The sequence below is a fragment of the Actinomycetota bacterium genome (assembly GCA_014360655.1).
Taxonomy (GTDB): Bacteria; Actinomycetota; Geothermincolia; order Geothermincolales; family RBG-13-55-18; genus JACIXC01.
In genome coordinates this window covers 28,887-51,992 of record JACIXC010000003.1, presented here as the reverse complement: position 1 = coordinate 51,992, position 23,106 = coordinate 28,887, and the positions used below count along the sequence as shown (strand labels likewise).

At 63.4% G+C, this 23,106-nt stretch carries 25 protein-coding genes and 1 tRNA gene; 16 read left to right on the top strand and 10 right to left on the bottom strand.

Annotation, left to right across the window (positions count from 1 at the left end):
- The first annotated feature begins 62 nt into the window (after nt 1-62).
- Nucleotides 63-1,901 carry a hypothetical protein gene (locus H5T73_03135; GenBank protein ID MBC7246760.1) on the top strand — a complete coding sequence of 613 codons (1,839 nt, stop codon included), beginning with the start codon at nt 63-65 and terminating at the stop codon, nt 1,899-1,901.
- Here the strand turns inward: H5T73_03135 and mptB are convergent.
- The 5 genes from mptB to H5T73_03110 all read right to left on the bottom strand — a co-directional run bounded on the left by mptB (nt 1,883) and on the right by H5T73_03110 (nt 7,617).
- On the bottom strand, nt 1,883-3,268 hold the full coding sequence (mptB, locus tag H5T73_03130; GenBank protein MBC7246759.1) for a polyprenol phosphomannose-dependent alpha 1,6 mannosyltransferase MptB: 1,386 nt from the start codon (nt 3,266-3,268) through the stop codon (nt 1,883-1,885). The genes H5T73_03135 and mptB overlap by 19 nt on opposite strands.
- A 68-nt stretch (nt 3,269-3,336) precedes the next feature.
- Nucleotides 3,337-4,557 carry a PQQ-binding-like beta-propeller repeat protein gene (locus H5T73_03125; protein MBC7246758.1) on the bottom strand — a complete coding sequence of 407 codons (1,221 nt, stop codon included), beginning with the start codon at nt 4,555-4,557 and terminating at the stop codon, nt 3,337-3,339.
- 182 nt (nt 4,558-4,739) lie between these two features.
- Entirely contained in the window at nt 4,740-5,084 is a 345-nt protein-coding gene (locus H5T73_03120) for a DUF190 domain-containing protein (protein MBC7246757.1), read from the bottom strand.
- A 35-nt stretch (nt 5,085-5,119) separates the two neighbouring features.
- Complete coding sequence (gene crcB / locus H5T73_03115; GenBank protein MBC7246756.1) at nt 5,120-5,500, bottom strand: fluoride efflux transporter CrcB; 381 nt, start codon at nt 5,498-5,500, stop codon at nt 5,120-5,122.
- Between the two features lie 335 nt (nt 5,501-5,835).
- Nucleotides 5,836-7,617 (bottom strand): dynamin family protein, encoded by a 1,782-nt coding sequence (locus tag H5T73_03110; protein MBC7246755.1) that lies wholly within the window; start codon nt 7,615-7,617, stop codon nt 5,836-5,838.
- 350 nt (nt 7,618-7,967) lie between these two features.
- Here H5T73_03110 and H5T73_03105 point away from each other — a divergent pair, with 350 nt between their 5' ends.
- Together H5T73_03105 and H5T73_03100 are read left to right on the top strand one after the other, a co-directional pair.
- Nucleotides 7,968-8,363, top strand: coding sequence for a HEPN domain-containing protein (locus H5T73_03105; GenBank protein MBC7246754.1), 396 nt, complete (start codon nt 7,968-7,970; stop codon nt 8,361-8,363).
- The gene (locus H5T73_03100) at nt 8,314-8,691 is read left to right on the top strand and encodes a nucleotidyltransferase domain-containing protein (GenBank protein MBC7246753.1); all 378 of its coding nucleotides are present in this window, start codon (nt 8,314-8,316) and stop codon (nt 8,689-8,691) included. Before H5T73_03105 ends, H5T73_03100 begins: the two co-directional genes overlap by 50 nt.
- A gap of 234 nt (nt 8,692-8,925) precedes the next feature.
- Here the strand turns inward: H5T73_03100 and msrA are convergent, their stop codons facing one another.
- From msrA to H5T73_03085, 3 genes are all read right to left on the bottom strand, one after another.
- Nucleotides 8,926-9,459, bottom strand: coding sequence for a peptide-methionine (S)-S-oxide reductase MsrA (gene msrA, locus H5T73_03095; GenBank protein ID MBC7246752.1), 534 nt, complete (start codon nt 9,457-9,459; stop codon nt 8,926-8,928).
- Nucleotides 9,456-9,851 carry a methionine-R-sulfoxide reductase gene (locus H5T73_03090; GenBank protein MBC7246751.1) on the bottom strand — a complete coding sequence of 132 codons (396 nt, stop codon included), beginning with the start codon at nt 9,849-9,851 and terminating at the stop codon, nt 9,456-9,458. The genes msrA and H5T73_03090 overlap by 4 nt, the downstream gene beginning before the upstream one ends.
- Nucleotides 9,852-10,047: 196 nt before the next feature.
- A complete protein-coding gene (locus H5T73_03085; GenBank protein ID MBC7246750.1) occupies nt 10,048-10,362 on the bottom strand; it encodes a hypothetical protein in 315 nt (104 codons plus the stop codon).
- A gap of 172 nt (nt 10,363-10,534) precedes the next feature.
- Between H5T73_03085 and H5T73_03080 the strand changes: the two genes are divergently transcribed.
- The 6 genes from H5T73_03080 (at nt 10,535) to H5T73_03055 (ending at nt 15,462) form a co-directional block, all read left to right on the top strand.
- A complete protein-coding gene (locus tag H5T73_03080) occupies nt 10,535-12,070 on the top strand; it encodes an NAD(P)/FAD-dependent oxidoreductase (protein ID MBC7246749.1) in 1,536 nt (511 codons plus the stop codon).
- Nucleotides 12,071-12,076: 6 nt separating this feature from the next.
- Complete coding sequence (locus H5T73_03075) at nt 12,077-13,393, top strand: FAD-dependent oxidoreductase (GenBank protein MBC7246748.1); 1,317 nt, start codon at nt 12,077-12,079, stop codon at nt 13,391-13,393.
- Nucleotides 13,390-13,776, top strand: a complete 387-nt coding sequence (locus tag H5T73_03070; protein MBC7246747.1) for a DUF1667 domain-containing protein — start codon at nt 13,390-13,392, stop codon at nt 13,774-13,776. Before H5T73_03075 ends, H5T73_03070 begins: the two co-directional genes overlap by 4 nt.
- Nucleotides 13,777-13,914: 138 nt before the next feature.
- Nucleotides 13,915-14,349, top strand: a complete 435-nt coding sequence (locus H5T73_03065) for a helix-turn-helix transcriptional regulator (GenBank protein ID MBC7246746.1) — start codon at nt 13,915-13,917, stop codon at nt 14,347-14,349.
- Nucleotides 14,350-14,354: 5 nt separating this feature from the next.
- On the top strand, nt 14,355-14,840 hold the full coding sequence (locus H5T73_03060) for a permease (protein ID MBC7246745.1): 486 nt from the start codon (nt 14,355-14,357) through the stop codon (nt 14,838-14,840).
- A 37-nt stretch (nt 14,841-14,877) separates the two neighbouring features.
- Nucleotides 14,878-15,462: a permease gene (locus H5T73_03055; GenBank protein MBC7246744.1), complete on the top strand. Its 585-nt coding sequence runs from the start codon at nt 14,878-14,880 to the stop codon at nt 15,460-15,462.
- Between the two features lie 225 nt (nt 15,463-15,687).
- Here H5T73_03055 and H5T73_03050 read toward each other — a convergent pair whose 3' ends face one another.
- Nucleotides 15,688-16,632 (bottom strand): ROK family protein, encoded by a 945-nt coding sequence (locus tag H5T73_03050; GenBank protein ID MBC7246743.1) that lies wholly within the window; start codon nt 16,630-16,632, stop codon nt 15,688-15,690.
- A 341-nt stretch (nt 16,633-16,973) separates the two neighbouring features.
- Between H5T73_03050 and H5T73_03045 the strand changes: the two genes are divergently transcribed.
- The 3 genes from H5T73_03045 to H5T73_03035 all read left to right on the top strand — a co-directional run bounded on the left by H5T73_03045 (nt 16,974) and on the right by H5T73_03035 (nt 18,616).
- Complete coding sequence (locus H5T73_03045; protein MBC7246742.1) at nt 16,974-17,486, top strand: C_GCAxxG_C_C family protein; 513 nt, start codon at nt 16,974-16,976, stop codon at nt 17,484-17,486.
- A 144-nt stretch (nt 17,487-17,630) separates the two neighbouring features.
- Nucleotides 17,631-17,724: transfer RNA gene (locus tag H5T73_03040), tRNA-Ser, on the top strand.
- Nucleotides 17,725-18,115: 391 nt separating this feature from the next.
- Nucleotides 18,116-18,616 carry an MGMT family protein gene (locus H5T73_03035; protein ID MBC7246741.1) on the top strand — a complete coding sequence of 167 codons (501 nt, stop codon included), beginning with the start codon at nt 18,116-18,118 and terminating at the stop codon, nt 18,614-18,616.
- 291 nt (nt 18,617-18,907) lie between these two features.
- Here H5T73_03035 and H5T73_03030 read toward each other — a convergent pair whose 3' ends face one another.
- On the bottom strand, nt 18,908-19,738 hold the full coding sequence (locus H5T73_03030) for a methyltransferase domain-containing protein (protein MBC7246740.1): 831 nt from the start codon (nt 19,736-19,738) through the stop codon (nt 18,908-18,910).
- Between the two features lie 337 nt (nt 19,739-20,075).
- On the opposite strand from H5T73_03030, the gene H5T73_03025 reads away from it, so the two are divergent.
- The 4 genes from H5T73_03025 (at nt 20,076) to H5T73_03010 (ending at nt 22,893) form a co-directional block, all read left to right on the top strand.
- Entirely contained in the window at nt 20,076-20,351 is a 276-nt protein-coding gene (locus H5T73_03025; protein MBC7246739.1) for a 4Fe-4S binding protein, read from the top strand.
- 1 nt (nt 20,352) lies between these two features.
- On the top strand, nt 20,353-21,690 hold the full coding sequence (locus H5T73_03020; GenBank protein ID MBC7246738.1) for an NAD(P)/FAD-dependent oxidoreductase: 1,338 nt from the start codon (nt 20,353-20,355) through the stop codon (nt 21,688-21,690).
- A gap of 177 nt (nt 21,691-21,867) precedes the next feature.
- The gene (locus tag H5T73_03015) at nt 21,868-22,026 is read left to right on the top strand and encodes a hypothetical protein (GenBank protein MBC7246737.1); all 159 of its coding nucleotides are present in this window, start codon (nt 21,868-21,870) and stop codon (nt 22,024-22,026) included.
- A gap of 15 nt (nt 22,027-22,041) precedes the next feature.
- A complete protein-coding gene (locus tag H5T73_03010; protein MBC7246736.1) occupies nt 22,042-22,893 on the top strand; it encodes a 4Fe-4S binding protein in 852 nt (283 codons plus the stop codon).
- The last annotated feature ends 213 nt before the right edge of the window (nt 22,894-23,106 follow it).

Sequence of the window (23,106 nt, the reverse complement as noted above, 5' to 3'; positions counted from 1 at the left end):
GGAAGAGGGTGTGCGATTCTGCTGGCGCTCGCGCGACGGCGGGTGCCGGAGCGAGAAGAGGATTGGTCCGGAGAAGGCGGGCGATAAGCATACTCGTGGCCGTCTTCCTGCTCTTCACCTTCACCTTCACCGTCTTTTCCTACACCCTGGAGGCAAGGCGTCCCTGGTTCGGGAAGCTCTCCCCCGGACATCACCAGTGGCTCACCGGAAGCACCGTGAAGTTCGCGAAGAACTGGTGGCGCGAAGGCGCCCTGAAGCTGAAGTTCACCATGTTCGAGAACCCCGCGTCGGCCGAGTTCCCCACCCTGGAGAGCCGAGATGCCTATATCTCCTACCCGCCCGGGACCATCATCCCCATATACATAGCCGCCAAACTCGCCGGGAGGGAGCCCGGCCCATCACTGGTCATGTCCTACAACCTGCTGAACCATTTCCTCATAGCTCTTTTTCTCGGCCTTATAGTTCTTGTCGTCCTTCTCGACGCGGGATTCGGCGTTCCGTGCTCCTTCGTCTTCGCCCTCATTCCCATCACCCTGGAATTGTTGATGCCCGCACCCCTTTACTGGCACCAGAACGTCTTCTTTTCCGACCAGGCGGTCATACTGCCCATCGTGCTCTTCCTGTTCTGCGAGGCCTTGAGGGATTCTTCGCCCGGGGAAAAGGTGTTCTTGAAAGGTTGCGCAAGGCGTTCCGTCAACGCCTTGCAGGTCCTGGTTTTCTTCTACGGTGTCCTCACCGACTGGCTTTTCCTCTTCATCGCGGCTGCCGTTTTCATCAAGAGGGTATTTTGCGGGGAATACGGCAAAAGGGTAAAGGGCTTGCTTGCACGGACCGCGGTCTTCTGGTTGCCCGCGGCGGCGGCGATGTCCGTGTTCGCGCTGCAACTGAGCTTTTTCCACTACGATATAGTGGGCAAGTTTCTCTTCCGCTCCGGCATATCGACCGAGGGCTCTTCGTACGCCGCCGGTTTTTTCCGCACCTTCTGGAATGGACACGTGGCCGAAGGGTATGGACGCCCGGCGGTATACCTGCTCTGGTTCTCCTGCGGCGTTTGCGTACTCTTGTTGATGCGTTCCCTTTACGGGTATTTTTCGAAAAAGGGAGATGATGAGCGCAACAGGAAGATCATGTACATGGCGGCCGTCTTTACCCTGCCTTTCTTTGTCCAGGTCTATGCGTTCAGGAACCATGCGACGATTCACGATTTCTCCGCGCTGAAATTCTCCCTGACGCTGGCCGTGGTGCCCTTCGTCCTCCTGCCCTGCGCGCTGCTTTTATACCTGGAAAAGGTTATCCGCGCGAGGGGAAGGAAAAGCAAGGAAACGGGCGGCAGGAGAAGCGGTCGGTGGAGCGAAGAATCACCCGCGCAGCCCCTGCAGATCTTGGCCGCCGTCACCCTGCTGGTCGTCGTGGCGGTATACGCGGGGTTGGAGTTTCCGAGACACAGGGAGTTCTTTCCGGAACCGGGAGACTATGCGACGGAGATGTTCGTCGCCAAGAACACGGGCTATTACGACGTCGTTTTCTCGACGGAATTCGAGATCCCGGATAACCCGCCGCAGCAATTGTCCTACGCGATGAAAAGGGTGTACAGGGTGGCGTCGCTTTCCGAGATATACGAGAAGGTGAGCGGCATCGAGGGGGATTATCTCGTGGACGTCCTTTCCTTCGACGGGGCGCGGGAAGAAGAAGGCGGCATCGGGGGGCTTCTGGAACTCGCGACGACGGTTATCAGGGAGAACGGCCGCTTCCTGTACAGGGTGGACAAGCCCACCTTCCTCGAATACTGCACCAGGCGCGAGAAAGAGGACGCGGAGAGCGTTTTACGCCGGGAAAAGTCGCCCGCCGGCGCCCTCGGGGAAGAGGTATGGCCGGCGGCGCTTCAGCCGCCGGCGGCGTAGGGTATGACGTCCGCGAAGACCAGGGTCAGGGTGCCCACGAGGAGAACCCCCTGTGACAGGCGGTCCCATTTCCGCAGGCAGAGGAAGGGGAAGACCCAGAGCAGGTACCAGGAGAGGTAATAGGGCCGCGTCAGGAGGAACACCAGGGCCAGCAGGAACCAGGTGTCGGGCATGTCGGAGACGCGGCGGCACTTCAGGGAGCGGCGGGCGAGAAAGATGAGGAACCCTCCCGAAAGCACCAGGGAACACAGGGCGTTGCCCACGGTGGATGCCGCTCCGGATGGCAGGCGCAGGGCCGCGTGCAGGAACCAGATGACCCCCGCGAACAGCCACCCGGCGGGCAGGGTGACGTTCCTCAGTTTCAGGTTGTTCAGGAGCGGCGAGAAGGTGCTCATGCCGCTCCAGAAGGGAAGGTAGAAAGCGAAAAAGAGCACCAGGAAGATAAGCGCGAAGGCGAGCATGTCCCTGATCCACTCCCGCGTGCTCTCGCGGTTCACGTATAGGTAGATGGCGTAGGAGAGCATGAATATCACCGTCACGTACTTGACCAGGAAGGAGAGGGAGAGGAAGGCGAACCCCGAATACTTCCGCCCCTTCATCACGAGGGCCAGGGCCGCCAGGGCAAGCAGGGCCATGACGATGTCGTTGTGCGCGCCCCCGGCGGTATGTATTAGGACCAGGGGATTCCACGCATAGAGCATGGTGCCGAAGCGCTGCCGCCGCGGCGCGTACTGCCCCAGCAGGCGCCAGATGAGAAGGACGCAGGCCAGGTTGCAGAGGATGAGCACGAACTTGAAGAGGTAGATGTTCAAGGTGATGTTCTCCCCGGCCAGCCAGGTCAGCAGCATGGAGAGCAGGGTGAAGAAGGGGCCGTATACCGCAGGCGTGTTCTTCCAGAAGAGGCTGGTGAACGAGAAGAGGGGGTCCGAGAGGAACTTCTGGGGGGTCACCAGGTAGGGGTTGTTCTGGTAAACCACCGCGATCCTGCCGTAGTAGATGTAGGAGAACAGGTCACGGCTGAGGAGGGGCGGGGTGAAGAGCAGCAACAGGCTCAGGACGACCGTGATGGAGAGGATGGAGAAAAGGCCCTTGTCCCTGCGCCGGGAGAAGATGAGGATGGCCCACAGGTAACACAGCCAGGTGAGGACGATGATCAGGTAGAGCAGGATCCTCAGCTTCATGGGGCTCGCGGCGTAGAACCCGAAGCTTTCCAGCAGTTTCCTGAGAAACTGGTTGTTCTGCACCGAGAAATGGATGGTGCACATCTTCCCCACCACGCCGCTCGGCGCAAGGGAGATGAAGGCCAGCATGATGTAGAGGAAGAGGGTGGCGCTGAGCATCCCCAGGTAGGCGAGCTCGGAGGACATGGTTTCCCGCCAGGATCTCTCCGCCTTCTTTTGGGGACCCCCGCGGGATTTCATCGCCTTCCTCGCGCTCACGGGGTGGAAACGGGGATGAACGGCACGCCGTCCTCCGTTTTGTAAGCCCTGATCATGCCGTCCGGGGAGACGGCGAAGACCCGGCCGTCGTGGATGAGGGGTGCGCCCGCGAAAGGGAAGGGGGCGAGGAGAACCCCCCGTCGCTTTCCGCTCGACGGTTCGATCCAGTATATGACGCCTTTCGCGGAGAAGGCGAAAAGGGACCCTTTCGGCGGGGTCGTGGCGTCGACCAGCATCCCGGCATCGGGCAGGGTCCACCGCAGGTTGCCGTCTTCCAGGGCGAGCGCGGTGAGCTTGTCCTGGTAGGAATTGATGTACAGGCTGTCGCCTACTGCCAGGGGTGAAGTGGGGGTGAAAGCGGAGATGTTGCGCTGCCAGAGCGGCTCGCCCGTCGCCTCGTCCAGGGAATAAAGCCAACCGTTGGCCGTGGAAAAGAGCACGCCGGTGCCGTTGATGCACGGGGAGGAGAAGACCACGCTGTCCAGCTGGCGTGACCAGATGACTTTCCCGGTATATTTTTCCAGGGCCATGGCCTCCGACTTGGAGCCGCCGATGAAGACGGCGTTGCCGCCCACGGCGGGAGGCGAAGGGGTCCAGCTCTTGGTGTCGTAGGACCAGAGCAGCGTCCCGCCGCGCGCGTCCAGGGCGTAGAGGCGGTTGACGAGGTCGAACACCGAGTCGTTATCGGCGAAGAAAAAGACGACGCCCTCGCTCTCCACGGGCGTGGAGATTATCTCCCCCTGCGCCTGGAAGAACCAGAGCAGCGCCCCGGTCTGCGCGTCCAGGGCGTAGAGGAAACGGTTCGCCGACCCCACGTACACGACTCCCTTGCTCACCAGGGGGCGGGTCGAGATCCAGCTCCCCAGGTTGTAACTCCACCTGACCGACCCCGTTGTCGCGTCGATGCAGTAAAGCGAGCCCGAAGAGGAGGAAGCGTAGAGGGTGCCGTCGTCCGCCGCCAGGTAGACCTTGCCGGGGACGCCGAGTTCCCACACCTGCCTGAGGTGGCGCACGCTGAAACCATCCAGCTCCTTGAGGGCGTCCAGCCATGCTCGTTGGTTCACGCCGCCGGCATCACCGTTGCCTCCCCCGTTTTCCTCCGCCGTGACCGGCGGCTGCCGGAACCCGGATACGGTCATGACGGTGAAGAAGAGGGCGACGGCGAGGAAGAATAGAAAGACAAGGACCTTGAGCGGAACAACAAGCCGGTCGTTCATACTTCTACCTGCCGTTGATAGAATCCTGCGACCGCGCGAGATCTCGCGTAGTAATGCATGCATGTAAGGCCGACGGTGACGGCTCGCCTGTCCATAGCAAGCCCGCCGCCGCATCCCAGATAAATGTAATCGTTGTGTCGGCGAGGTTCAACCGCAAGCTATCCGCTGCCCGGTAAGCGGTCTTACCCTTGAGGCCCGTCAGCCCGGTATATGATCACTTCCACGTCGGCAAGGGTGACCAGGCCGTCACTCACCATCTCCTCGATGAGGGGAAGAACGGATCTGATCCTCTCCTCGCTGTCCACCACGTTGATGACCACGGGGAGGTCCTCTGAGAGGCGGAGAATGGAGGCGGTATGGATGCGGCTCGCCTTCCCGAAGCCCTCGATGCCGCGGAGAGCGGTGGCCCCGGCGAGGCCCCTTTCCCTTAACGTCTCCACCAGCACCTGGTACAGCGGCCGGTGGTGGTAGTGGTCGCTTTCCCCGACGTAGATGGTCAGGGATTTCGCCTTACCCTGGATTTTCATTGCCCAGCCTCCCATCATCGCTAGCGGGCGTTCCTTTAGCCGAAGACCGCCCTGGCCGTCGCGACACCGATCATCGCGGCGGCCAGGCACCCGAAGAGGTTGCCGGCCGCGTTGAGCGACGCCAACAACCAGGAACCCTCCTGCATGAGCATCACCGTCTCATAACTGAAGGTGGAAAACGTCGTATAGGCGCCCAGAAAACCCACGGCTAGGAAAAGGCGCGGCGAAGGGCCCCAGGCCATTTTCTCCAGGGCAAGGGAGAGAAAGAAACCGAGGGCGAAAGAGCCACTGACGTTTATCGCGAGAGTGGCGTAGGGGAAACGACCCGACGTCAGGTTGGAGATCCATCCCCCGACGAGATAGCGCGTGATCGCCCCTATCATCCCTCCCGCTCCCACCAGGACGAGGTTTTTCATCTCCTGTAGCCTCCTTGCTGCGATCGATCTGCATTTCCGTCCGCGGGCAACGTGGCAAGGGAGCACGCGCGGGCGCACCCTCCCTTTCCCGCCCGCCCCCGGGCGGATCTCGCCTTGTTGCCGCCATGATATCACCGCCCGCATGGTTCGCTGCACCGCCTTGCGGAACGGTCCCGCCAGGGCCGTGCCGCAAACTCACCACGTACCCGGGTGCCGTGGGCGGTCCCGGGTGCCGGTTAACCCCGGGCGGTGTTGCAGGCTTTTCACCGTCACGGCACGTCGCGGGCCAGCCGGCACGCTTCCGGGGCTTGCACGAGCGATCATGGTGCAAGCCGCTAGGATACACCGCCGGGAATCCTCGCGGCGAGGTTCTGCAGTTTTAAGTCGACCTCGCGCAGTCTTTCCAGGTAAAGGTCCAGGGCCTGCAGCTCAGGACGTATGTCCTCCTCGCCCTGCCGCCTTTTTTCCACGGCCCGCTCTATGCTGCCCTCCACGGCGCCGATGGTCTCCTCCACCATGTCGAAAACGCGCACGCGCAGCGCGTTGAAGCTCTTCTGCAGGCGCAGGAAGAAGTCGTACCTCACGCGCCCGCAGTGCCGGTCAAAGAGCTCGAGGAGCCTTTCGCGGTTCTGCCTGGCCAGGATATGGTGGGACAGCCTGCGGGGAAGGGTCCTGGTGATGGCGCCGAAAAACATCTCGATGTCCGTGGGGCGGTCCTCGAGCTTGAACCAGAACTCGCCTTCCTCCTCGAGGGCCAGGTCCGCCTCCATGGCGGACAGTTCTATCTCGAAGATGTCCCCGGCCTTTTCCAGGACGCGGCGGGCGATGGCGTTGGCCTTGTCGCGGTAGATGTCCTTCAGCTCGTTGAACCGCGAGGAGAGGGCCTCCTCCTCTTCCAGCCTCCATTCCGTGAAGGAATCGAGGATGAGGTCCTGCACGAAGTCTTTCAGCGCTTTCTGGAAGGAGGACCCGTCCAGGTGCGCGTTCCGCGCGCAGAAGTCGTTGTAGCGCTGCAGCAGTGCGGGGGCGACCTCCCTCTTGAACTCCTCCACGTGGAGGTCCAGCATGTCCTGCACCATGGCCTTGAAATCCCCGTCGACGAGGTACATCATCTCGTCCCTCTCCCTGCGCAGGAGCGCCATCTCGCCCTCGAAGGCGGCCAGGCGGGATTCCAAGTCCTCCCAAGGGCGGGTGAGAAGGCTCTTCTCCAGTTCCTGGCCGGAAACCTCGTCGTTCACCAGCTTGAGCAGGTTACGGAGGGCGGATTGCAGCAGGACGGCGCCTTTCTCCCGCAGCAGGAAATCTTCGAGTCGGCGCGTGAAGGCGGGCAGCCCGCTCTTCTCCAGGGAAGACGGGTCGTTCTCCAGGGCGGCCCTGAGGGCCGTCTTGGCCGAGAGGGGGAAGATCTCGACCCCCTTTCCTCCCAGGGCCTCCGAGATAACGGACGCGTTGAAGGCCAGGGACTCCTCCCTCTCCTCCGGGTCGAGGTAGTCGATCTTGTTCTGCACGAAGAAGACCTTGCCCACGAAAGCCCTTATATCGTGGAGGAAGTCGAGCTCGGAACGGCTGACGGGAGGGTCGGCCGAGATCATGAAGATGACCGCGTCGGCGTGTGCCAGGTAAGAGTAGGCCGTCTGGTCGTTGTGCAGGAAGGTGGACCCGACGCCGGGGGTATCCACGAAACACACGCCGTCCCTGAGGTAAGGGGAGGGAACGAGCACCTCGGCCGCCTTCACGCCCAGGCGGTTTTCAGGGTTCTCCTTCTCCGTGACGAAGGAGGCGATGTCCCGCACCTGGATGCGCTCGCTCCTGCCGTCGAGGTAGTGGATCTCCGCCATGGGCGCTTCGCCGTAACGCAGCAGGGTGTTGACGGAGGTGAGGGGTATCACTGAACTGGGAAGGATCTCCTCTCCCAGCAGGCTGTTGATGAAGGTGGTCTTCCCCCGCTTGAACTGGCCCATTACCACTATGTGGAAGTGGTCCGCGCGCAGCTTCCTCTCCAGGTCCTCCAGCCGGAGCACCATGGATTGCGATCCCCTCTCCCCGGCGCTGCGGGCGAGGAGGGCGATGCTTTCCAGTATCTCCTGCGTGATCTCCTTGAAGGTCTCCATCTTCATGTCCTTTCCGGGGCCTTCCCGGAAGACGGAAAAGTCCCCGCGACAAGGAAAAAGCTTCCACCGCGTTCACGGTAGAAGCTATCAGCCACTTCACGGCGCCTGGTGAGCTTCATCACCGAGTCGGCTTCGAAGCGCCTCCTCGCAGATGAGTATAACATACGGAGATTGTAAGGTGGACAACCGTCAATACCCTGGGGGTCGGTTCTCGTTTGTTGGCGGCAACACCCCGGGGTCATGCACCACTTGTTGCGTATGGCATGCGGGATTTCCGGTGGGCGACGACGTTGCCACAAGGACAAGCGCGCTTACCGGCTTGGACGTGCTATCATACGGTGAAGGGGGTGATGGCCGTGCCTTCGAGACACCGGGACTGGTTGCGGCAGGCGGAGCGGGATCTGGAGCATGCGCGTCACGCGTTGCGGGACGGCGAATACGAGTGGGCGTGTTTCGCTTCGCAGCAGGCCGCGGAAAAGGCGGTGAAGGCACTGTTCATGAAGCTGGGCGCGGACGCCTGGGGGCATTCGGTGAGTGCTTTGCTGTCGCAACTTCCCGGCGAGATGAAGGTATCCGAGGAGTTAATAGAAAGAGGCAAGGAACTGGACAAGCATTATATTCCCCCTCGCTATCCGAACTCTCATCCCCAGGGAGCGCCTCTCGACTATTACACGAGACCGGAGGCAGAAAGGGCGATTGAGAATGCGGGAAAGATCATCGGCTTCTGTGAGGATCACGTACCTGGATCGTGAAGGCGTGAAAAACGCCCTGAAGGAACACATCGCGTACCTCGCCCGGAGATTCCCTGAACTGGAAAAGGCGATACTCTTCGGCTCCTTCGTGAGAGGCGATGCCGTGCCGGGTAGCGACATCGACCTGCTTCTCGTGCTCGCGGGATCGGATAAACCCTTTCTCCATCGTATACAGGACTACCTGCCTTCCTCTTTCCCGGTAGCCATGGAGGTGTTCCCTTATACCTCCGAAGAGATAGGCAAGATGCTCGAAGACGGCAACCACTTCCTGGCCTCCGCGCTCAAAGAAGGCCTGGTGCTGTTCTCCAGGGAGGAGCAAGGCGCATGAGCGGGTTCCCCTCGCGGGTGCCCGCGAGCCTTGCCGCGCGACCGGTTCTCAACCTCGCGAGGGGATGTCAATGGGCCGTGCCCACGGGTAGGGTAACATGTAAGGCTGCCGGCATGTCACGGCAGGATGGGAGGGCCCGTTCGTCGGGAAAGCAGGGGGTTTGGGCGTGGGATCCCTTGTTGCACGACATCCGGCATCGAAAGAAGCCCCTCTGACGCGCTGAAGGATCGACGATCACGCGGTATCGGTGGGTTGACGCGTTTCCCCGTGGAGCTTATCCAGCTTGGGAGCGATGACCAGCCTGCAGTAGGGTTGCGACGGGTTCCTCTCGAAATAGCGGTGGTGATGATCCTCCGCGGGATAGAAACGCTCGAGCTTTTTCACCTCGGTGACGATAGGCTTTCGGTGACGTGGGGCGGCTTCCCGAAGGAGTTCTTTCACCTCCTGCCCCTGTTCCTCCGTGGTGTAAAGCACGATGGAGCGGTACTGGGTACCCACGTCGGCCCCCTGCCGGTTGAGGGAGGTGGGGTCGTGGCAGGACAGGAACACCTCCAGCAGGTCGCGCAGGGAGATCCGGTCGGGGTCGTAGGCGACCAGCACCACCTCGGCATGGCCGGTGGTCCCCTCGCATACGTCGCGGTAGGTGGGGTCGTGCACGTGGCCGCCTGCGTAACCGGGAGTCACGTCGACCACCCCGGGAACGCGCCGGAAGACCGCCTCCGTGCACCAGAAGCAGCCGCCCCCGAAGGCTATGGCCCCGGTTTTCACGGCTGAAACCCGCCCCGGTCGCCCTCTCCGTCATCCCCGGGGATGAAGGAGAGGGAGATGGAATTCACGCAGTGTCGGACGTTCCTGGGAGTGAAGCCCTCGCCGTGAAAGACGTGTCCCAGGTGGGCGCCGCAGGAGGCGCATACTATCTCCGTCCGCCTCCCGTCGGCGTCGGGCCTCCTCCTCACCGCCCCCTCGATCTCGTCGTCGAAGGAGGGCCAGCCGCAGCCGGAATGGAACTTGTCCCCGGAGCGGTAGAGGGGCGCCCCGCACCTGCGGCAAGCGTAGGTGCCGGGATCGAAATGGTCGGCGTATTCTCCGGTGAACGGCGGCTCCGTCCCCCCGTGGACGATCACCCTCTCTTCCTCAGGCGTTAGCTTTCTCCACTCCATCGAGTCAACACTCCCTTCCCCGCGAAAACGGGTCCCGCCCGGTCACGATCAAGGGCTAAGAGCCGGTGTTTTCGCGCCTCATGGACGTGTCCCGCTCTGCTACCCGGGTGGCGATCGTGCGTTAGGCGATGTACTGTTGCCGCCGGCATCACGAGGTCAGAGTATTGCTTTCCCGCGCATCGCGCCATGTCGGGGGTCAACCGCGCGCGGTACCCGAGGCTGTTGCCGTCATGATGATGTGGTAACGAGATTTGGGCATGTAGCGGCGGCGGTAAGCGAAAACCGCGAGGAAGCTCCGGGTTCCGACCGCCGGAAACGAGGTTCCGGAGAGACAGCGCGATTTTGCAAAATGGAAAGCCGTGCCGCAAAAAAAGATCCCGTAAAAACCACAGGCCTGTTGACGATGTCGGCGGTCGGTTGGTTGTTGGTGCCGGCTTACCGGGGAGAGCTTTTCATCGCCGAAGAAAGCCGCCTGCGACGGCACATGCTCGAGCTCTACGCCCGCTTCCATGAAGTTGTGGCGGGATCTGGGCGCTACCGTTAGAATTGAAAAGGCATTGCCTTTATATGCTCGAAACCCGGCATTCGTGCGGGTGGCGCAAGGTGAGGGAGCCGCAGTGAGGAGAAGCGCGCGGACGGCAGCAAGCAAGCGCGGGAGCATGGAACTTCCCGCGTCCGCACAGGTGGTTATCGTGGGAGGCGGGATCACCGGCTGCGCCATCGCGCGGGAAATCACCCGCTATACCCCCGACGTGGTGGTCCTGGAGAAGGAATCCGACGTGGCCTGCGGGGCGAGCAAGGCCAACAACGCGGAGGTCCATTCCGGAATCGGCGAGGACGCCGGCACCCTCAAGCAGAAGCTGAACGTGCGCGGCAACTACCTGTACGACGAGTTCGTGAGGGGCCTGGGGGTTGACTTCAAGAGGCAGGGACTGATCATAGTGGTCACCCCGCGCTCGGTGCCGGAGGAGGCGGCCAGGCAGCTGTCCGATGAGGAGCTGCGGGAGCTCCTCGAGAGGAAGATACCCGAGGGCATCGTCGCCTATGGGGAGAAAGCCGGTATCAAGGGGTTACGCGTTCTCTCCCGCTCGGAGGTCCTGCAGAGGGAGCCCAACGTGACCCCCGAGGCGGTTGCGGGGGTCTTCGATCCCAATTACGGCCTGGTATGTCCCTACAAGCTGACCATCGCCCTGGCGGAGAGCGCGGTGATAAACGGTGCAAGGGTTTTCACGAATACGGAGGTGACGGGGATACGGGTGGAGGACGGCCGGGTAAGGGGGGTGGTCACCGGACGCGGGGAGATCTCCACCGGCCTGGTGGTCAACGCGGCGGGTGTCTTCGCCGACGAGGTGGCCGAAATGGCCGGCGCCGGCGGCTTCAGGATCCATCCGCGCAAGGGGGCCACGCTCCTCTTCGACCGCGAGGTGACCTCCGAGTACGTGCGTTCCAGCGTGGCGCTCTTCAGGATGCCGGGCATGAAGAAGGAGCACTCCAAGGGCGGAGGCGCCATGCCCACCATCGAGGGGAACCTGCAGCTGGGGCCCACGGCGGTGGAGGTGGAGGACAAGTACGACACCTCCATCTCGGCGGAGGAGATCGAGGAGATCTTCGAGCGTTTCCATTACTTGCTGCCGGAATTTCCCAGGGAAGCGGTGATCTCCGCCTTCAGCGGCGTGCGCGCACCCACCCTGGAGGAGGACTTCGTCATAGAGGCCTCGGACAGGGTTCACGGTTTTATCAACGTGGCCGGGATCCAATCCCCAGGGCTGGCCTCGGCGCCGGCCATCGTGGAGATGGTCATGGGCTTCCTGCATGAAATGGGGATACCGCGCAATCCGCGGCCGGACTTCGACCCCGTGCGCCCGGCGGTGCCGCGTTTCGCAGAGTTGAGCGACGACGAGCGCGACCGCCTGATAAGGGAGGATCCGCGCTGGGGTCACATCGTGTGCCGCTGCGAGTACGTGAGCGAGGCGGAGGTGGTGAGGGCCATCCATTCCCTCATCCCCGCCCGTGACCTGGATGCCGTGAAGCGCCGCACGCGCGTGGGGATGGGGCGCTGCCAGGGTGGGTTCTGCACCCACCGCGTGGCCGCCATCCTGGCGCGCGAGCTGGGCATACCCGTGACAGAGGTGACCAAGAGCGGGGAGGGTTCGGCGGTTTTCATGGGTGAGACCAAGGATATCCTGGCGCGGGGCCGAGGCGAGGCAGACCGGAGCTGAGGCACGATGAAGGCCAGGAAACCGGATTGCGTGGTCATAGGGGCGGGCCCCGCGGGGCTGGGGGCGGCGCTGGCAGCGCACGAGGCCGGCCTCAAGGACGTCCTGCTCATCGAGCGCGACGTGGAGCTGGGAGGGATCCTGCCCCAGTGCATCCACGACGGCTTCGGTTCCATCATCTTCAAGGAAACCCTCACGGGTCCGCAGTACGCGCAGCGCTTCATCGACAGGGTGGAGAAGACGGACATCGAGGTGAAGCTGAACACCATGGTGCTCGACCTGAAACCCGACCGCACCATCACGGCCGTCAACGCCCGGGAGGGCATCATGGAGATAAGGCCCAGGTCGCTGGTCCTGGCCATGGGCTGCCGGGAGAGGACGCGGCACCAGATCCTCATCCCCGGCTACCGACCGGCGGGGGTCATCTGCGCGGGGGCGGCGCAGCGGGACATCAACATCGAGGGGCTCCTGCCCGGAAGGCGAGTGGTCATCCTGGGCTCGGGGGACATCGGCCTCATCATGGCGCGTCGCTTCACCCTGGAGGGGGCTGAGGTGGAGGGGGTCTACGAGATCATGGACCACCCCGGGGGACTCACGCGCAACGTGGTGCAATGCCTGCACGATTACGACATCCCCCTGCACCTTTCACACACGGTGACCTTCATCCACGGCAGGAAGAGGGTGGAGGCGGTCACCGTCTCGCGGGTGGGCGATGACCTGAAACCCCTGCCGGGCACGGAACGGCTGGTGCCCTGCGACACCCTTGTGCTGTCCGTGGGCCTCATCCCCGAGAACGAGCTCTCCAAGAAGGCGGGGGTGGTCCTTGATCCCGCCACGGGCGGGCCGCTGGTGGACGAGCGCATGGAGACCACGGTGGAGGGTATCTTCGCCTGCGGCAACGTGATGAACGTCTTCGACCTCGTGGATTACGTGACGCATACCGCGGAGGTTGCGGGCAGGGCGGCGGCGGAGTACGTGCTCGCAAAGGGGAGGAGAAGGAGGGAGGCCCCCCTGCGGGTGGAGCCCGGGCGCAACGTGAAGTTCGTGGTCCCGCAGCTGCTGCGGGGTTTCGAGCGCGAGGTCTCCTTCTATTTCCGGGTACAGCACCCGGAAAAAGCCGTGCGTTCGCGCCTGGTGGCGGGGGGAGAGGTCCTGGCGGGGCGCAGGGCGAAGATGGTGCGCCCTCCGGAGATGGTCAGGGTGAAGGCAGGTCCGGAGGAGCTCAAGTCCGTACGGGAGATGGGAGAGGTGAGGATAGAGGTCCTGCCCGAAGCCGGGGCCGGCGGCAACGGTGCCGGCGAGGAGACCGGAGACGATGTGGCATGAGGAAAACGCACAAGTTTACGTGCATCAACTGCCCCCTGAGCTGCTCCCTGGAGCTGGTCGAGGAGGACGGGGAGATCCTCGAGGTAAGGGGGAACGACTGCGAGATAGGGAGGCGTTACGCGGAGGAGGAGTTCCGCGACCCGCGCCGCATGGTGACCACCACGGTCAGGGTGCGTAACGGCATCCTACCCTTGCTCCCCGTGGTGTCGACGGGGCCTATCCCCAAGGCCCTGGTAAAGGAAGCGGTGAGGATACTTGCGGGAGTGACGGTGGAAGCGCCGGTCGAGGACGGCCAGTTGATACATGCAGATATCCTGGGTACTGGCGCGGATATAGTCGCCTCCCGCCGCCTCGACCGCGCATATTCCACGGGCAATGCCTGAAGCCGGTCGGAAGGCCGGCGCACACAAGAACAGCATCCTGTCCGGCAAGGGGCAGCCAACCTTTTTAACTATTTACAATTTACATATATATGTTAATATACATATAGTAAGTTCATTCGGTTTATGCGGGAGAGAGCCATGAAGGAAAAGGATGTCCCTGTCGCGGGACGGCAAGGCGGGGCAGATCTCCGCGACCACGAGCGGTTCGTGCGCGAGGGACCCCGGAAGGGTTTCGTGGAACCGCGCCTGCTCTATCTCATCAAGGGGCGGGAGAGCTACGGGTACCGGCTCAGCGAGGAGATAGGCCGCATACCCTTTCCCGGACCTTCTCCGGACGCGGCGGCCGTTTACCGCGCGCTGCGGGAGATGGAGAGGTCGCAACTGCTTCGCTCGCGGTGGGAGGAGGGGGAGGAGGGCCCCGCCAGGCGCATCTATTCCATCACGCCGCGGGGCGAGGAGCGCCTGGAAGCCTGGCTGGACGCGCTCAGGGAGAGAGTGGACATGCTCAGCGGCTTCATCTCTCTCTGCGATAGTGCTGGCGGTGGGCGCAAGGGAAGAAGGAAGGGAGGGTGACGGCCATGTCTCCGACGGCAATAGCCATAGACTCGCTGGTGGCAGCGTGTCTGCTGGCCTCGTTTCTGAAGGACAGGGGGAAAACGAAGCAGGCGCTCCTGATAGCCTGGAATGCCGTGAAGCGCATGGGTCCGAGCGTCCTGGCCATCATCGCGGCGATCGGCCTCATCGTGGGGTTTATCCCGCCCCGCTGGATCGCCTCCAGCATCGGCGGCGACAAGGGCTTGCTGGGCCTCGCCGTCGCCGCCCTCTTGGGCGCGGTGCTCTTCATCCCGGCCATCATCGCCTTTCCTCTGGCCAAGTCCCTCCTGGAGATGGGGGCCGGGGTTATGTCCATGGCTGCCTTCATCACCACCCTGACCATGATCGGGTTCGTTTTCCTTCCCCTGGAGATCAGGGAGCTGGACCGTCGGTTCGCCCTGCTGCGCAACGGATTGAGTTTCCTGGCGGCCTTGGTGATCGCCGTCCTCATGGGCCTGATCCTGAACTGAGCTACGCGACCCCGAGGGGAAGGAGATGATGAACATGATGTCGGGTAAAGGGAAACGCAAGGATGAGGCGGCCCCGAAGCCACCCCTGCGCAAACGGATCAAGTGGGACTTGTTCTTCCTCGTGTTGTCAGTCGCGGCCTTCGCAGCGCTGTCCCTCGCCTACCGGGACAAGGGATCGCGGGCCCTCCGCGTCTCCTGGGAGTATTTCCAGGAGATGGTGTTCATACTTCCCGCGGTGATGATCATGATGGGCCTCTTCGCCGTATGGGTCCGCCGCGAGTCGGTGGTGAGGTACCTCGGCCAGGGGTCGGGGTTGACCGGCCTGCTCCTGGCCATCCTCCTGGGCACCCTTCCCACGGGACCCCTGTACGTGGCCTTTCCCCTCGCGGCCATGCTTCTCGGGAAGGGGGCCAGGGTGGCCGTCGTCATGGTCTTTCTCTCCGCTTGGGCCTGCATAAAGCTTCCCTTGGAACTCGTGGAGCTGCAGTTCCTGGGCTGGAAGTTCACCCTGCTGCGGCTGGGGCTCACGGTGGCACTGGTGATACCGATGAGCTTGCTGGCGGAGGTCTTGTATAACCGAAAGGGCGAGGGGATGGCGCACGAGTCGCAGGAGCTGGCTTGAGTCACGGGCCGGGATACCGGAAACACGGCATTGAGGGCGAGGTTTTCCTGTTCGCCGGAAAGACGGATATCCGCCACGGGTCGGCAATCCTCGGCATTGGCGGAAGAACGGCGGCTTTATCAGCGCAGGTCTCAGGAACGGGATGACGGCTGACTTGCGAGCACCCGCACGGAGGGGATGAGCATGGTGGGGTTCTCACGCACCTCCGTTCGCTGCTTGCAGTCATCAGGCGGAGGAGGCGAGGAGGGCGGCGCCCAGCGTCCCCCCGTCCTCCCCCAGGGTGCTGGTGAGGATGCGAGCGTGTTTCCTGCTGATGGGGATGGCCATGCCGTCAACGGTCATGCGCATCTCATCTTCCATAAATTGGAAACATCCAAGCAGCCCCCCGCTCAGGGTCACGGCGTCCGGGTTAAAGATGTTGATGAGGGAGGCTATCCCCACCCCCAGGTGCTTTCCGGCGGCGCGCAGGATGGAGAGGGCGAACTCGTCGCCGTCGGAAGCGTGCCTCTCCACCGCCTCGGCCCGGAAGGCCAACGGGTCGGCGCGGAACTCGTCCAGCATGGGCGAGCGCTTCTTGGTCCAGGAGAGCTCCTCCACGCGCTTGTAGATGGCCACCCCGGAGACCAGCGCCTCCAGGCAGCCGCGCGCCCCGCAGTTGCAGATGGGGCCGTTCTCGTCGATGATCATGTGGCCCAGCTCGGCACCGGCGCCCTGCGCCCCCCTGTATACCTTTCCGTCCACGATGATGCCGCCGCCGATGCCCGTCCCCAGGGTGAGGTGGACGAGGTAACGACAGCCTTTCCCCGCGCCCAGGCGGGCTTCCGCCAGGGCGGCCACGTTGGCGTCGTTATCCACGATGGTCGGGAGGTGGAAGGCGTCCTGGAGCACGTCCCGCACCGGCGCGTCGTGCAGGGGGTGGTTGGGAGCGTCGGTGACCACCCCGCGCTCGAAGTCTATGAACCCGGCGATGCCCAGCCCTATGGATGATACTTCCAACCCCCGGGAGCTCGCCGCTTCCAGGAGGCGCGAACACGCCTCGACGATGCCCGCCATGACCGTCTCGGAGGAGGTGATGTCCGTGGTCGCCCGGTACCTCTCCACCACCTCTCCGGCGTGGTAGACGATACCGGCGGTCTTGGTGCCCCCCAGGTCTATGCCCACTACCGCCAAGGCCCGACCTTCCTTCCCTTGCTTGCTTTCGTGGCGCGCCGACGAGATCCTTTACGTTGAAGGGCGCTTACGCGGAACACCCTTTTTATATCATCACCACGGCGAGGGAAACAACTTCGCGGGGGCCTGGCGGGCGGGACGCACGGAAGGCGCCCCCGCGGAGGGGAGACCTTCCCGGAGCGGGGCAAACAGGATGGGCGACGGGAGCAGCATAGGTCCCGCGGCGCGAGGGATACCGGAGGTCGCCTGGCGGTTGCCTTCAAGGGATGCGCGAAGGTGACCGGTTGTCGTCGGGGGTCTAAAATGGCCCAGGAGGCTCGCCTTGAAAGGAGGTTGCGGAGATGGCGCACGGCGGCGGAACTGACATGGTGGAGGAGGCTTACCGCCTGGCCAGGGATTACGAGCGCACGTGTACGGGATGCGCGCAGTCCGTGGTGGCAGGGCTGCTGGATGCCCTGGGCGTGGAGGAGGAGGGCGTGTTCAGGGCGGCCAGCGGGCTGGCCGACGGCATCGGACTCACCACGGACGGGACCTGCGGCGCCCTGACGGGAGGCTGCATGGTGCTGGGGCTGCTCTTCGGTCGGGGGCGAGAGGACCACCGGGACATGATGAAGCCCATGAAGTCCTACCTCCTGTGCAAGGAACTGCACGGGGATTTCGTCGCGCGCTACGGGAGCTGCCGTTGCCACGATATCCAGGTGAAGCTCATGGGACGCACCTACGACATGTACGATCCCCAGCAGCTGCGGGAGGCCTTCGAGTCGGGCATGCTCGAGCACTGCTCGGAGCTGGTGGGGCAGGCCGCGCGCAGGACGGCGGAGATCATCGCCAGGGAGCGCGCGAAGGAGGGCTAGGGGAAGGGCCCTGCGCTGGCTTGACCTGGTCGGCCGGGGAAGATGCCGTCCATGAACATGAGCCTGGTGGTAAGCGGCGGACGACCCCTCTATAATATCTTTGCGCTCGCGAATATCCTTGCGCTCGCGAGTGGCGCCTGTTACGGAAGGGTGTCCGAGTCTGGCCTAAGGAGCACGACTGGAAATCGTGTGGGTGGGGAAACCCGCCTCGAGGGTTCGAATCCCTCCCCTTCCGCCACGATAGCCACCCCGGGGTCAACTCCCCGGGGCCACAAACGGGTCTGGGGATCAGGCCGTGTTCGTGTCCGGGTGACATGTGGATGGCCGACACAAGGGGTCGATCTTCGGACATCGCCTGAAACCACAGGACCGGGTTGATGGTACCGGCTCAACCCGGACGGGATCGCTCCGTCGCTCCCCTCCTCGCGATGACGTTGGGAGCAGCGACCCGGGGCCGGGTTTAAGAGCGCGCCCTCGACGGCACTGCGGTGATCGGCCCATTCGTCGGCCCCGTTTCCGCGGGCAGGGGCTTCACGGCGCGGTTCGTGTCCTGCCCCGGATGCGGAAGCGCAGGCGAAAAGGGGAAGCGGCGGAAAGGGCGCCACCCGTTCCAGCGGGGGGTGAAGGGAATGGCGAAGAAGACGTGGGCGCAGAAGATCGAGGACAGGGACGACTTTCCAAAGATCCAGAAACTCGAGAGAGGCCTTCCCTGCTATAACGCCGTGCGCAGGATGGGAGCCGGGGACGGCGATCCCATCGTCCTGGTGAACCCCTCCGAGATAATCCCCCACATGGCGGGGGTTCCCAGGGGGAAGCTGGTGACCATCCGCGAGATCTGCGGCCGCATCGCACGGGATCACAAGGTCAAGGGCTGCTGTTCCCTCACCACGGGGATATTCATCATGTCCATCGCGAATGCCGCGGAAGAAGCGAAATCGAGGGGTGAAAGAACCGCCATCGCGGAGGTGCCCTACTGGCGCACGCTGAAAGCGGACGGGTTCCTGAACGGGAAGTTCCCGGGAGGGCTCGAAGCCCACAGGGAGCTCCTCGAAAAAGAGGGTTTCAGGGTGATCCGGCGCGGCAGCAGATACCAGGTAGCCGATTTTGAGAGGTATCTGGCCAGGTTATAGCAAAAGGCGGCCGTCAGCCGCTCGCATGGATAGGCCGCTGCACCGCTGAGGTCAACACCTCGAGGTCGGGCCTTGAGACCTTTCCTGGTCAAAACGGCGGCACGCGGACCTCGTGTTGGTCCGGGCAACACGCAGGTGCCCGTTCTGAAAGCAGGGACGGCTTGGACCCGCGGCACCGCCGCACATCGACCTCTTTGGCAAGCGGCGTGACATTCTTCCGCGGGTGGCTGTTTCCACCCTCGGAGGACGCTGCCTCCGCTCGAGGTGGGTGAATGACCACGAAGGTCGCGGCTATTTCTTCGCCCTGATGATGGTGTAGCCGAAGAGCCCCATGCGGAAGAACTCGTCCAGGATCTCGCAGCCCGCGATGAAGGTTTCCACGTCCTCGCGGGGAAAGGCGCCTTCCCCTTCGTCGCGCACGCGGACGGCGTTCTCGCGCCAGCGCCTGGCGGTGGGAAGGACATGGGGCGTTATGTCCAGGATGTTGATATCGCGGAAGCCGGCGTGGACCATGGCGTCCGCGTAATTGCCCATGGTGGGCAACTGCCCGGGGCCGAAAGCCCGCAGGAGCCGGTAGTACTTCTTCATGTGGGTGAAGAAGAAGGCAAGGCCGCGGGGGAGCGAGAGCAGCTTGTGCTGTACCAGGTCGCACATGACCAGCGTCCCCTCGTCCTTCAGCACGCGGTGACATTCCCGGAAGAGCTTCTTCTTGTCCAGGATGAGGTGCGCGGCCTCCATGATCCACACCAGGTCGAAGGACCGGTCGGGGAAGCCGTTGTCCATGCCGTCTGCCACCCGGAAGCGCACGTCCTGGAAACCCTTCTGCTCCGCGCCCTCATTCGCGAGCTTGATGCCCCTTTCACTGGTTGAGATGCCCTCTATGGGGCATCCGTACTTCTCGTGCAGGTAGAAGGCGGGAGTGCCGATGCCGCATCCCACGTCCAGTATCCTGGTGTCCCTGCTTATGTCGCAAAGGCCGGCCATCTTCTCTATCATGATGTCGGTAGCCCGGGACAGCTCCGTGTCCTCGGTGGGGAAATAGCCGAAGTGGAAGTTGTCCCCCATGAATTCCTTCCAGGAATCGGTAACGTGGTCGTAGTGGCTTTTAGCGTCGACGCGCATGCTCGTCACTCCCTTTCTGGCCGTTTCTCGGTGGAAGCCCCCAGGTTCGGCGCCGTTTGCGATGTAAACGCCCCCAACACCATAATCGTTCATGTAAATCTACCACCTTCGTCGCCGCCGCTCAACCGGCATCCCACGGCACTATGTGGGTACCAGTCGCTTTCGCCTTACGATGGCGCGGGGCGGTTTAAGAGGAAGAAGGCTCCCGTGCCGCGGCGTGTTGACACCCCGGGGGACATAACGTGGATAATAAAGGCCGGGCAGGAAGGACACGATGTCGATGCGGGTGCCCGGCGCTTCACGGGCCGACGGCCGGCTTGGCGGAAAGGAGCTGCGCATGGGACATCCATATTCCTTCGAGGAGATCCCGGGGGTCACCTGGATACCGGTGCCCGAGCCCTTCATCTCCGTGGACGCTTCCAGGTGCACCGGGTGCGGCGACTGCGTCAGGGTATGTCTCGGCGACGTCTTCAGGTTGAGGAACGAGAAGGCGGAGGTCGCAAGCCTGGATCGCTGCATGGAGTGCGCCGCCTGCCTCTTCATCTGCGAGGCGGGGGCCATCCATTTTTCCTGGCCCGCGCGGGGCAGCGGCTACCGGAGCGAGTGGGGGTGAGATGATGGCCGGCGCGGAATACGACGTGATCGTGGTGGGGGCGGGCTTCGGGGGACCCGTCGCCGCCAGGGAATGCGCGCAGGCGGGCCTTTCCACGCTGTTGCTGGAAAGGGCTTCCACCCCGGGACAGAAGGTGATATCGAGCTGCACCATCCCCTTCTACGGCTTCCTCTTCGGGCCCGAGTGGATCAGGAACGGTGAACCACCGATCGAGAGGCCCATTTCCGGGATACGCAACATCTTCATAAGGGACGGGAAGACCTACAGGGTGGACAATTCGTTCAGGGTGCCCGCACCCCTGGGGCCCCGCATCGCCATCGGGTACACGGTGTACTGCCGCCCTTTCTGCACCTGGCTGGCGGAGAGGGCCGTGGAGGCAGGCGCCGAGCTCAGGACCTCGACGGCGGCGGTGGACGTCATCAAGGAAGGCGGCGCGGTTAGGGGCGTGATCACCGATGGCGGGGAGGAGCTGCGCTGCAGGATACTCATCGACGCGGAGGGCGTGCAGAACCTCGTGGCCACCAGGGCGGGGATCCGCAAGCCCTATCGCCCCGAGGTCATCGAGCTCTGCCTGCTCTACGATTTCGAGATGGGCAAGGAGGACATCGACCGGGTTTGCGGCTACAACCTGGAGTATTTCTGGGCCATGCCGGAAGAGGGCATGATAGCCCCCCTCGGCCGGGGATCGGCGGTGTACATCTTCCCTTACCGGGAGAGCATCCACATGACCATCGGGCAGTTCCTCAAGGCCGACGACGGGGAGGTGCTCAACGTGAAGCTCCTCGACCGGTACTACGAGAAATTCTTCCAGACGGATCGCTGGAGGGACCTTTACGAGCCGCGCGTCAAGCTGAGGGCCCGCATATGGGACACCTGTCCCATATATGCGGGGCTTTACCCGGACCAGAGGAACATGCCCACCTTCGGCGAGGGGATCCTGCTGCTGGGGGACGCGGCGGGCCTGGAGGCAGCGGCCATAGCGGACGGGGTGCCCACGGCGTGGTTCTCCGCCCAGATCGCCGCGCAGACCGCCATCGAATCCCTGAGGGCGGGCGACACCAGCGCGTCCTTCCTCAGCCGCTATGACAGGAGATTGCGCGAACACCCCCTCATCACCGCCCTCATAAGCGATCCGCACCGCAGGGACCTGGCGCAGGCGGCGAAGAGCGGTGACGAGGCTGAGATGCGACGCAGGGTGAACAGGGGTTGGGGAATACGCCTCATGGGACACCTGGCGCCCCCCGTGATGAGGGCGGTGTACCGGGAGATACGCAGGGACGCGAGGGTGGTGAAGAGCTGGCTCGACATGTTCAACCGTTACTGGCGCCTGTATGCATAGGTTTATGCATAGGGCATCCCGGGACGGCCGGCGGATCGGTTGGCCGGGCCGCGGGGCGCCTCTCCGCCGCCGGCGGGATGGGGCGGAGTGCCCGGCTTTGCCTCCAGAGGGGATCCCGGTGGCCACCTTACGCGACCTGGAGCCGGTGGACCGATCAGGCGGGAGAGGGGCGGGGAGATGGAGAAGTGGCGCAACCTTGACGGAAGGGCGAGGAAGGGACTGCTGGCGCTGGGGATATTCGTCCTGGCCGTGGGCCTTTCCCTCCTCTGGGAAGGGCCGCGTACCGTTTATTCCCATGCAGTGATCGTCTGCCTGGACTGCCTCGGGCTGGTCTGAGCGATGCGCAAGAGGATGATATCACAGTTCGTAGCCCTTCTGGCGCTGAATCCCTACTTCGCCTATTTCTCCTCTCGCGTGGTATACGACGGCGGCCTCAAGGGCGTCTGCATACCCGGCTTGAACTGCTATGCCTGCCCCCTCACCGTCTTCTCGTGCCCCATAGGAAGCCTGCAGCACTCCTTCGCGCTGCTCTCTCCCCGGGTGAAGGGGTTTATCGCGGAGGGCCTGGGTGCGCTGCTCTACGTGCTGGGCTCGGTGGGACTGGTGGGCGCGCTGGTGGGCAGGATGCCCTGCGGTTGGATCTGCCCTTTCGGCTTCCTGCAGGACCTGCTTTATAAGATCCCCGTCCCCAAGTTGCGCCTACCCCGAAGGATTAGGTGGGGCAGGTACGCTTTCCTCGGCCTCCTCGCCGTGCTGGTGCCCTTCCTCACCGCGAGGAGCTGGTTCTCGCGCCTCTGCCCCATGGGCGCCCTGGAGGGAGGCGTGTTCCTCAAGCTGGTACCTCCCCTTGATCCCCTGCCTCCGGGCGCATGGTTCTTCTGGCTGAAGATAGCGATTCTCGTCGGGTTCCTTTTCTGGTTCACCGTCTCCAAGCGGCCCTTCTGCCGGGCCGTCTGCCCGCTGGGCGCCATGCTGGGCCTCTGCAACCGCTTCAGCCTCTACCGCGTGACCGTGGACGATACGATGTGCACGGAATGCGGCGTGTGCCGTGAGGTATGCCCCGTGGACATCGACATATTCGAGGACCCGGACTCGCCGGACTGCATCCGCTGCCTGGAGTGCAAGCGGGCGTGCCCGCAGGGCGCCATCTACAGCGGGTTCCGGGAAAGGCGGGAGGTGATTCGCTTGACCGGCGGCGGTTGACGAGGGAGCCAGGTTGGCGCGGGAGCCGGGAGGAGTGGTTCAGGATGAACGGGAAAAACGGAGATGCCTGGTGCCGGGTGGAAGGGAAACAAGATGATGCCAGGCCAGGCGGAAAACCGGCCCGGCCCGTTAATTCTTCCTAAAGGAAAATTAACAATTGCTTAAAACCGTGCCGCTAAGCTTATGGTCAGAGACGGACGTTTCGCGGCATGA

Bases quoted from the DNA above. Each gene is read 5' to 3' on its own strand.
- mptB (MBC7246759.1), bottom strand. From the start codon at position 3,268: ATGTCCTCCGAGCTCGCCTACCTGGGGATGCTCAGCGCCACCCTCTTC.
- H5T73_03125 (MBC7246758.1), bottom strand. From the start codon at position 4,557: ATGAACGACCGGCTTGTTGTTCCGCTCAAGGTCCTTGTCTTTCTATTC.
- H5T73_03120 (MBC7246757.1), bottom strand. From the start codon at position 5,084: ATGAAAATCCAGGGTAAGGCGAAATCCCTGACCATCTACGTCGGGGAA.
- crcB (MBC7246756.1), bottom strand. From the start codon at position 5,500: ATGAAAAACCTCGTCCTGGTGGGAGCGGGAGGGATGATAGGGGCGATC.
- H5T73_03110 (MBC7246755.1), bottom strand. From the start codon at position 7,617: ATGAAGATGGAGACCTTCAAGGAGATCACGCAGGAGATACTGGAAAGC.
- H5T73_03100 (MBC7246753.1), top strand. From the start codon at position 8,314: ATGCGGGAAAGATCATCGGCTTCTGTGAGGATCACGTACCTGGATCGT.
- H5T73_03090 (MBC7246751.1), bottom strand. From the start codon at position 9,851: ATGGAGTGGAGAAAGCTAACGCCTGAGGAAGAGAGGGTGATCGTCCAC.
- H5T73_03085 (MBC7246750.1), bottom strand. From the start codon at position 10,362: ATGGAAGCGGGCGTAGAGCTCGAGCATGTGCCGTCGCAGGCGGCTTTC.
- H5T73_03075 (MBC7246748.1), top strand. From the start codon at position 12,077: ATGAAGGCCAGGAAACCGGATTGCGTGGTCATAGGGGCGGGCCCCGCG.
- H5T73_03070 (MBC7246747.1), top strand. From the start codon at position 13,390: ATGAGGAAAACGCACAAGTTTACGTGCATCAACTGCCCCCTGAGCTGC.
- H5T73_03065 (MBC7246746.1), top strand. From the start codon at position 13,915: ATGAAGGAAAAGGATGTCCCTGTCGCGGGACGGCAAGGCGGGGCAGAT.
- H5T73_03060 (MBC7246745.1), top strand. From the start codon at position 14,355: ATGTCTCCGACGGCAATAGCCATAGACTCGCTGGTGGCAGCGTGTCTG.
- H5T73_03055 (MBC7246744.1), top strand. From the start codon at position 14,878: ATGTCGGGTAAAGGGAAACGCAAGGATGAGGCGGCCCCGAAGCCACCC.
- H5T73_03045 (MBC7246742.1), top strand. From the start codon at position 16,974: ATGGCGCACGGCGGCGGAACTGACATGGTGGAGGAGGCTTACCGCCTG.
- H5T73_03035 (MBC7246741.1), top strand. From the start codon at position 18,116: ATGGCGAAGAAGACGTGGGCGCAGAAGATCGAGGACAGGGACGACTTT.
- H5T73_03030 (MBC7246740.1), bottom strand. From the start codon at position 19,738: ATGCGCGTCGACGCTAAAAGCCACTACGACCACGTTACCGATTCCTGG.
- H5T73_03025 (MBC7246739.1), top strand. From the start codon at position 20,076: ATGGGACATCCATATTCCTTCGAGGAGATCCCGGGGGTCACCTGGATA.
- H5T73_03020 (MBC7246738.1), top strand. From the start codon at position 20,353: ATGATGGCCGGCGCGGAATACGACGTGATCGTGGTGGGGGCGGGCTTC.
- H5T73_03015 (MBC7246737.1), top strand. From the start codon at position 21,868: ATGGAGAAGTGGCGCAACCTTGACGGAAGGGCGAGGAAGGGACTGCTG.
- H5T73_03010 (MBC7246736.1), top strand. From the start codon at position 22,042: ATGATATCACAGTTCGTAGCCCTTCTGGCGCTGAATCCCTACTTCGCC.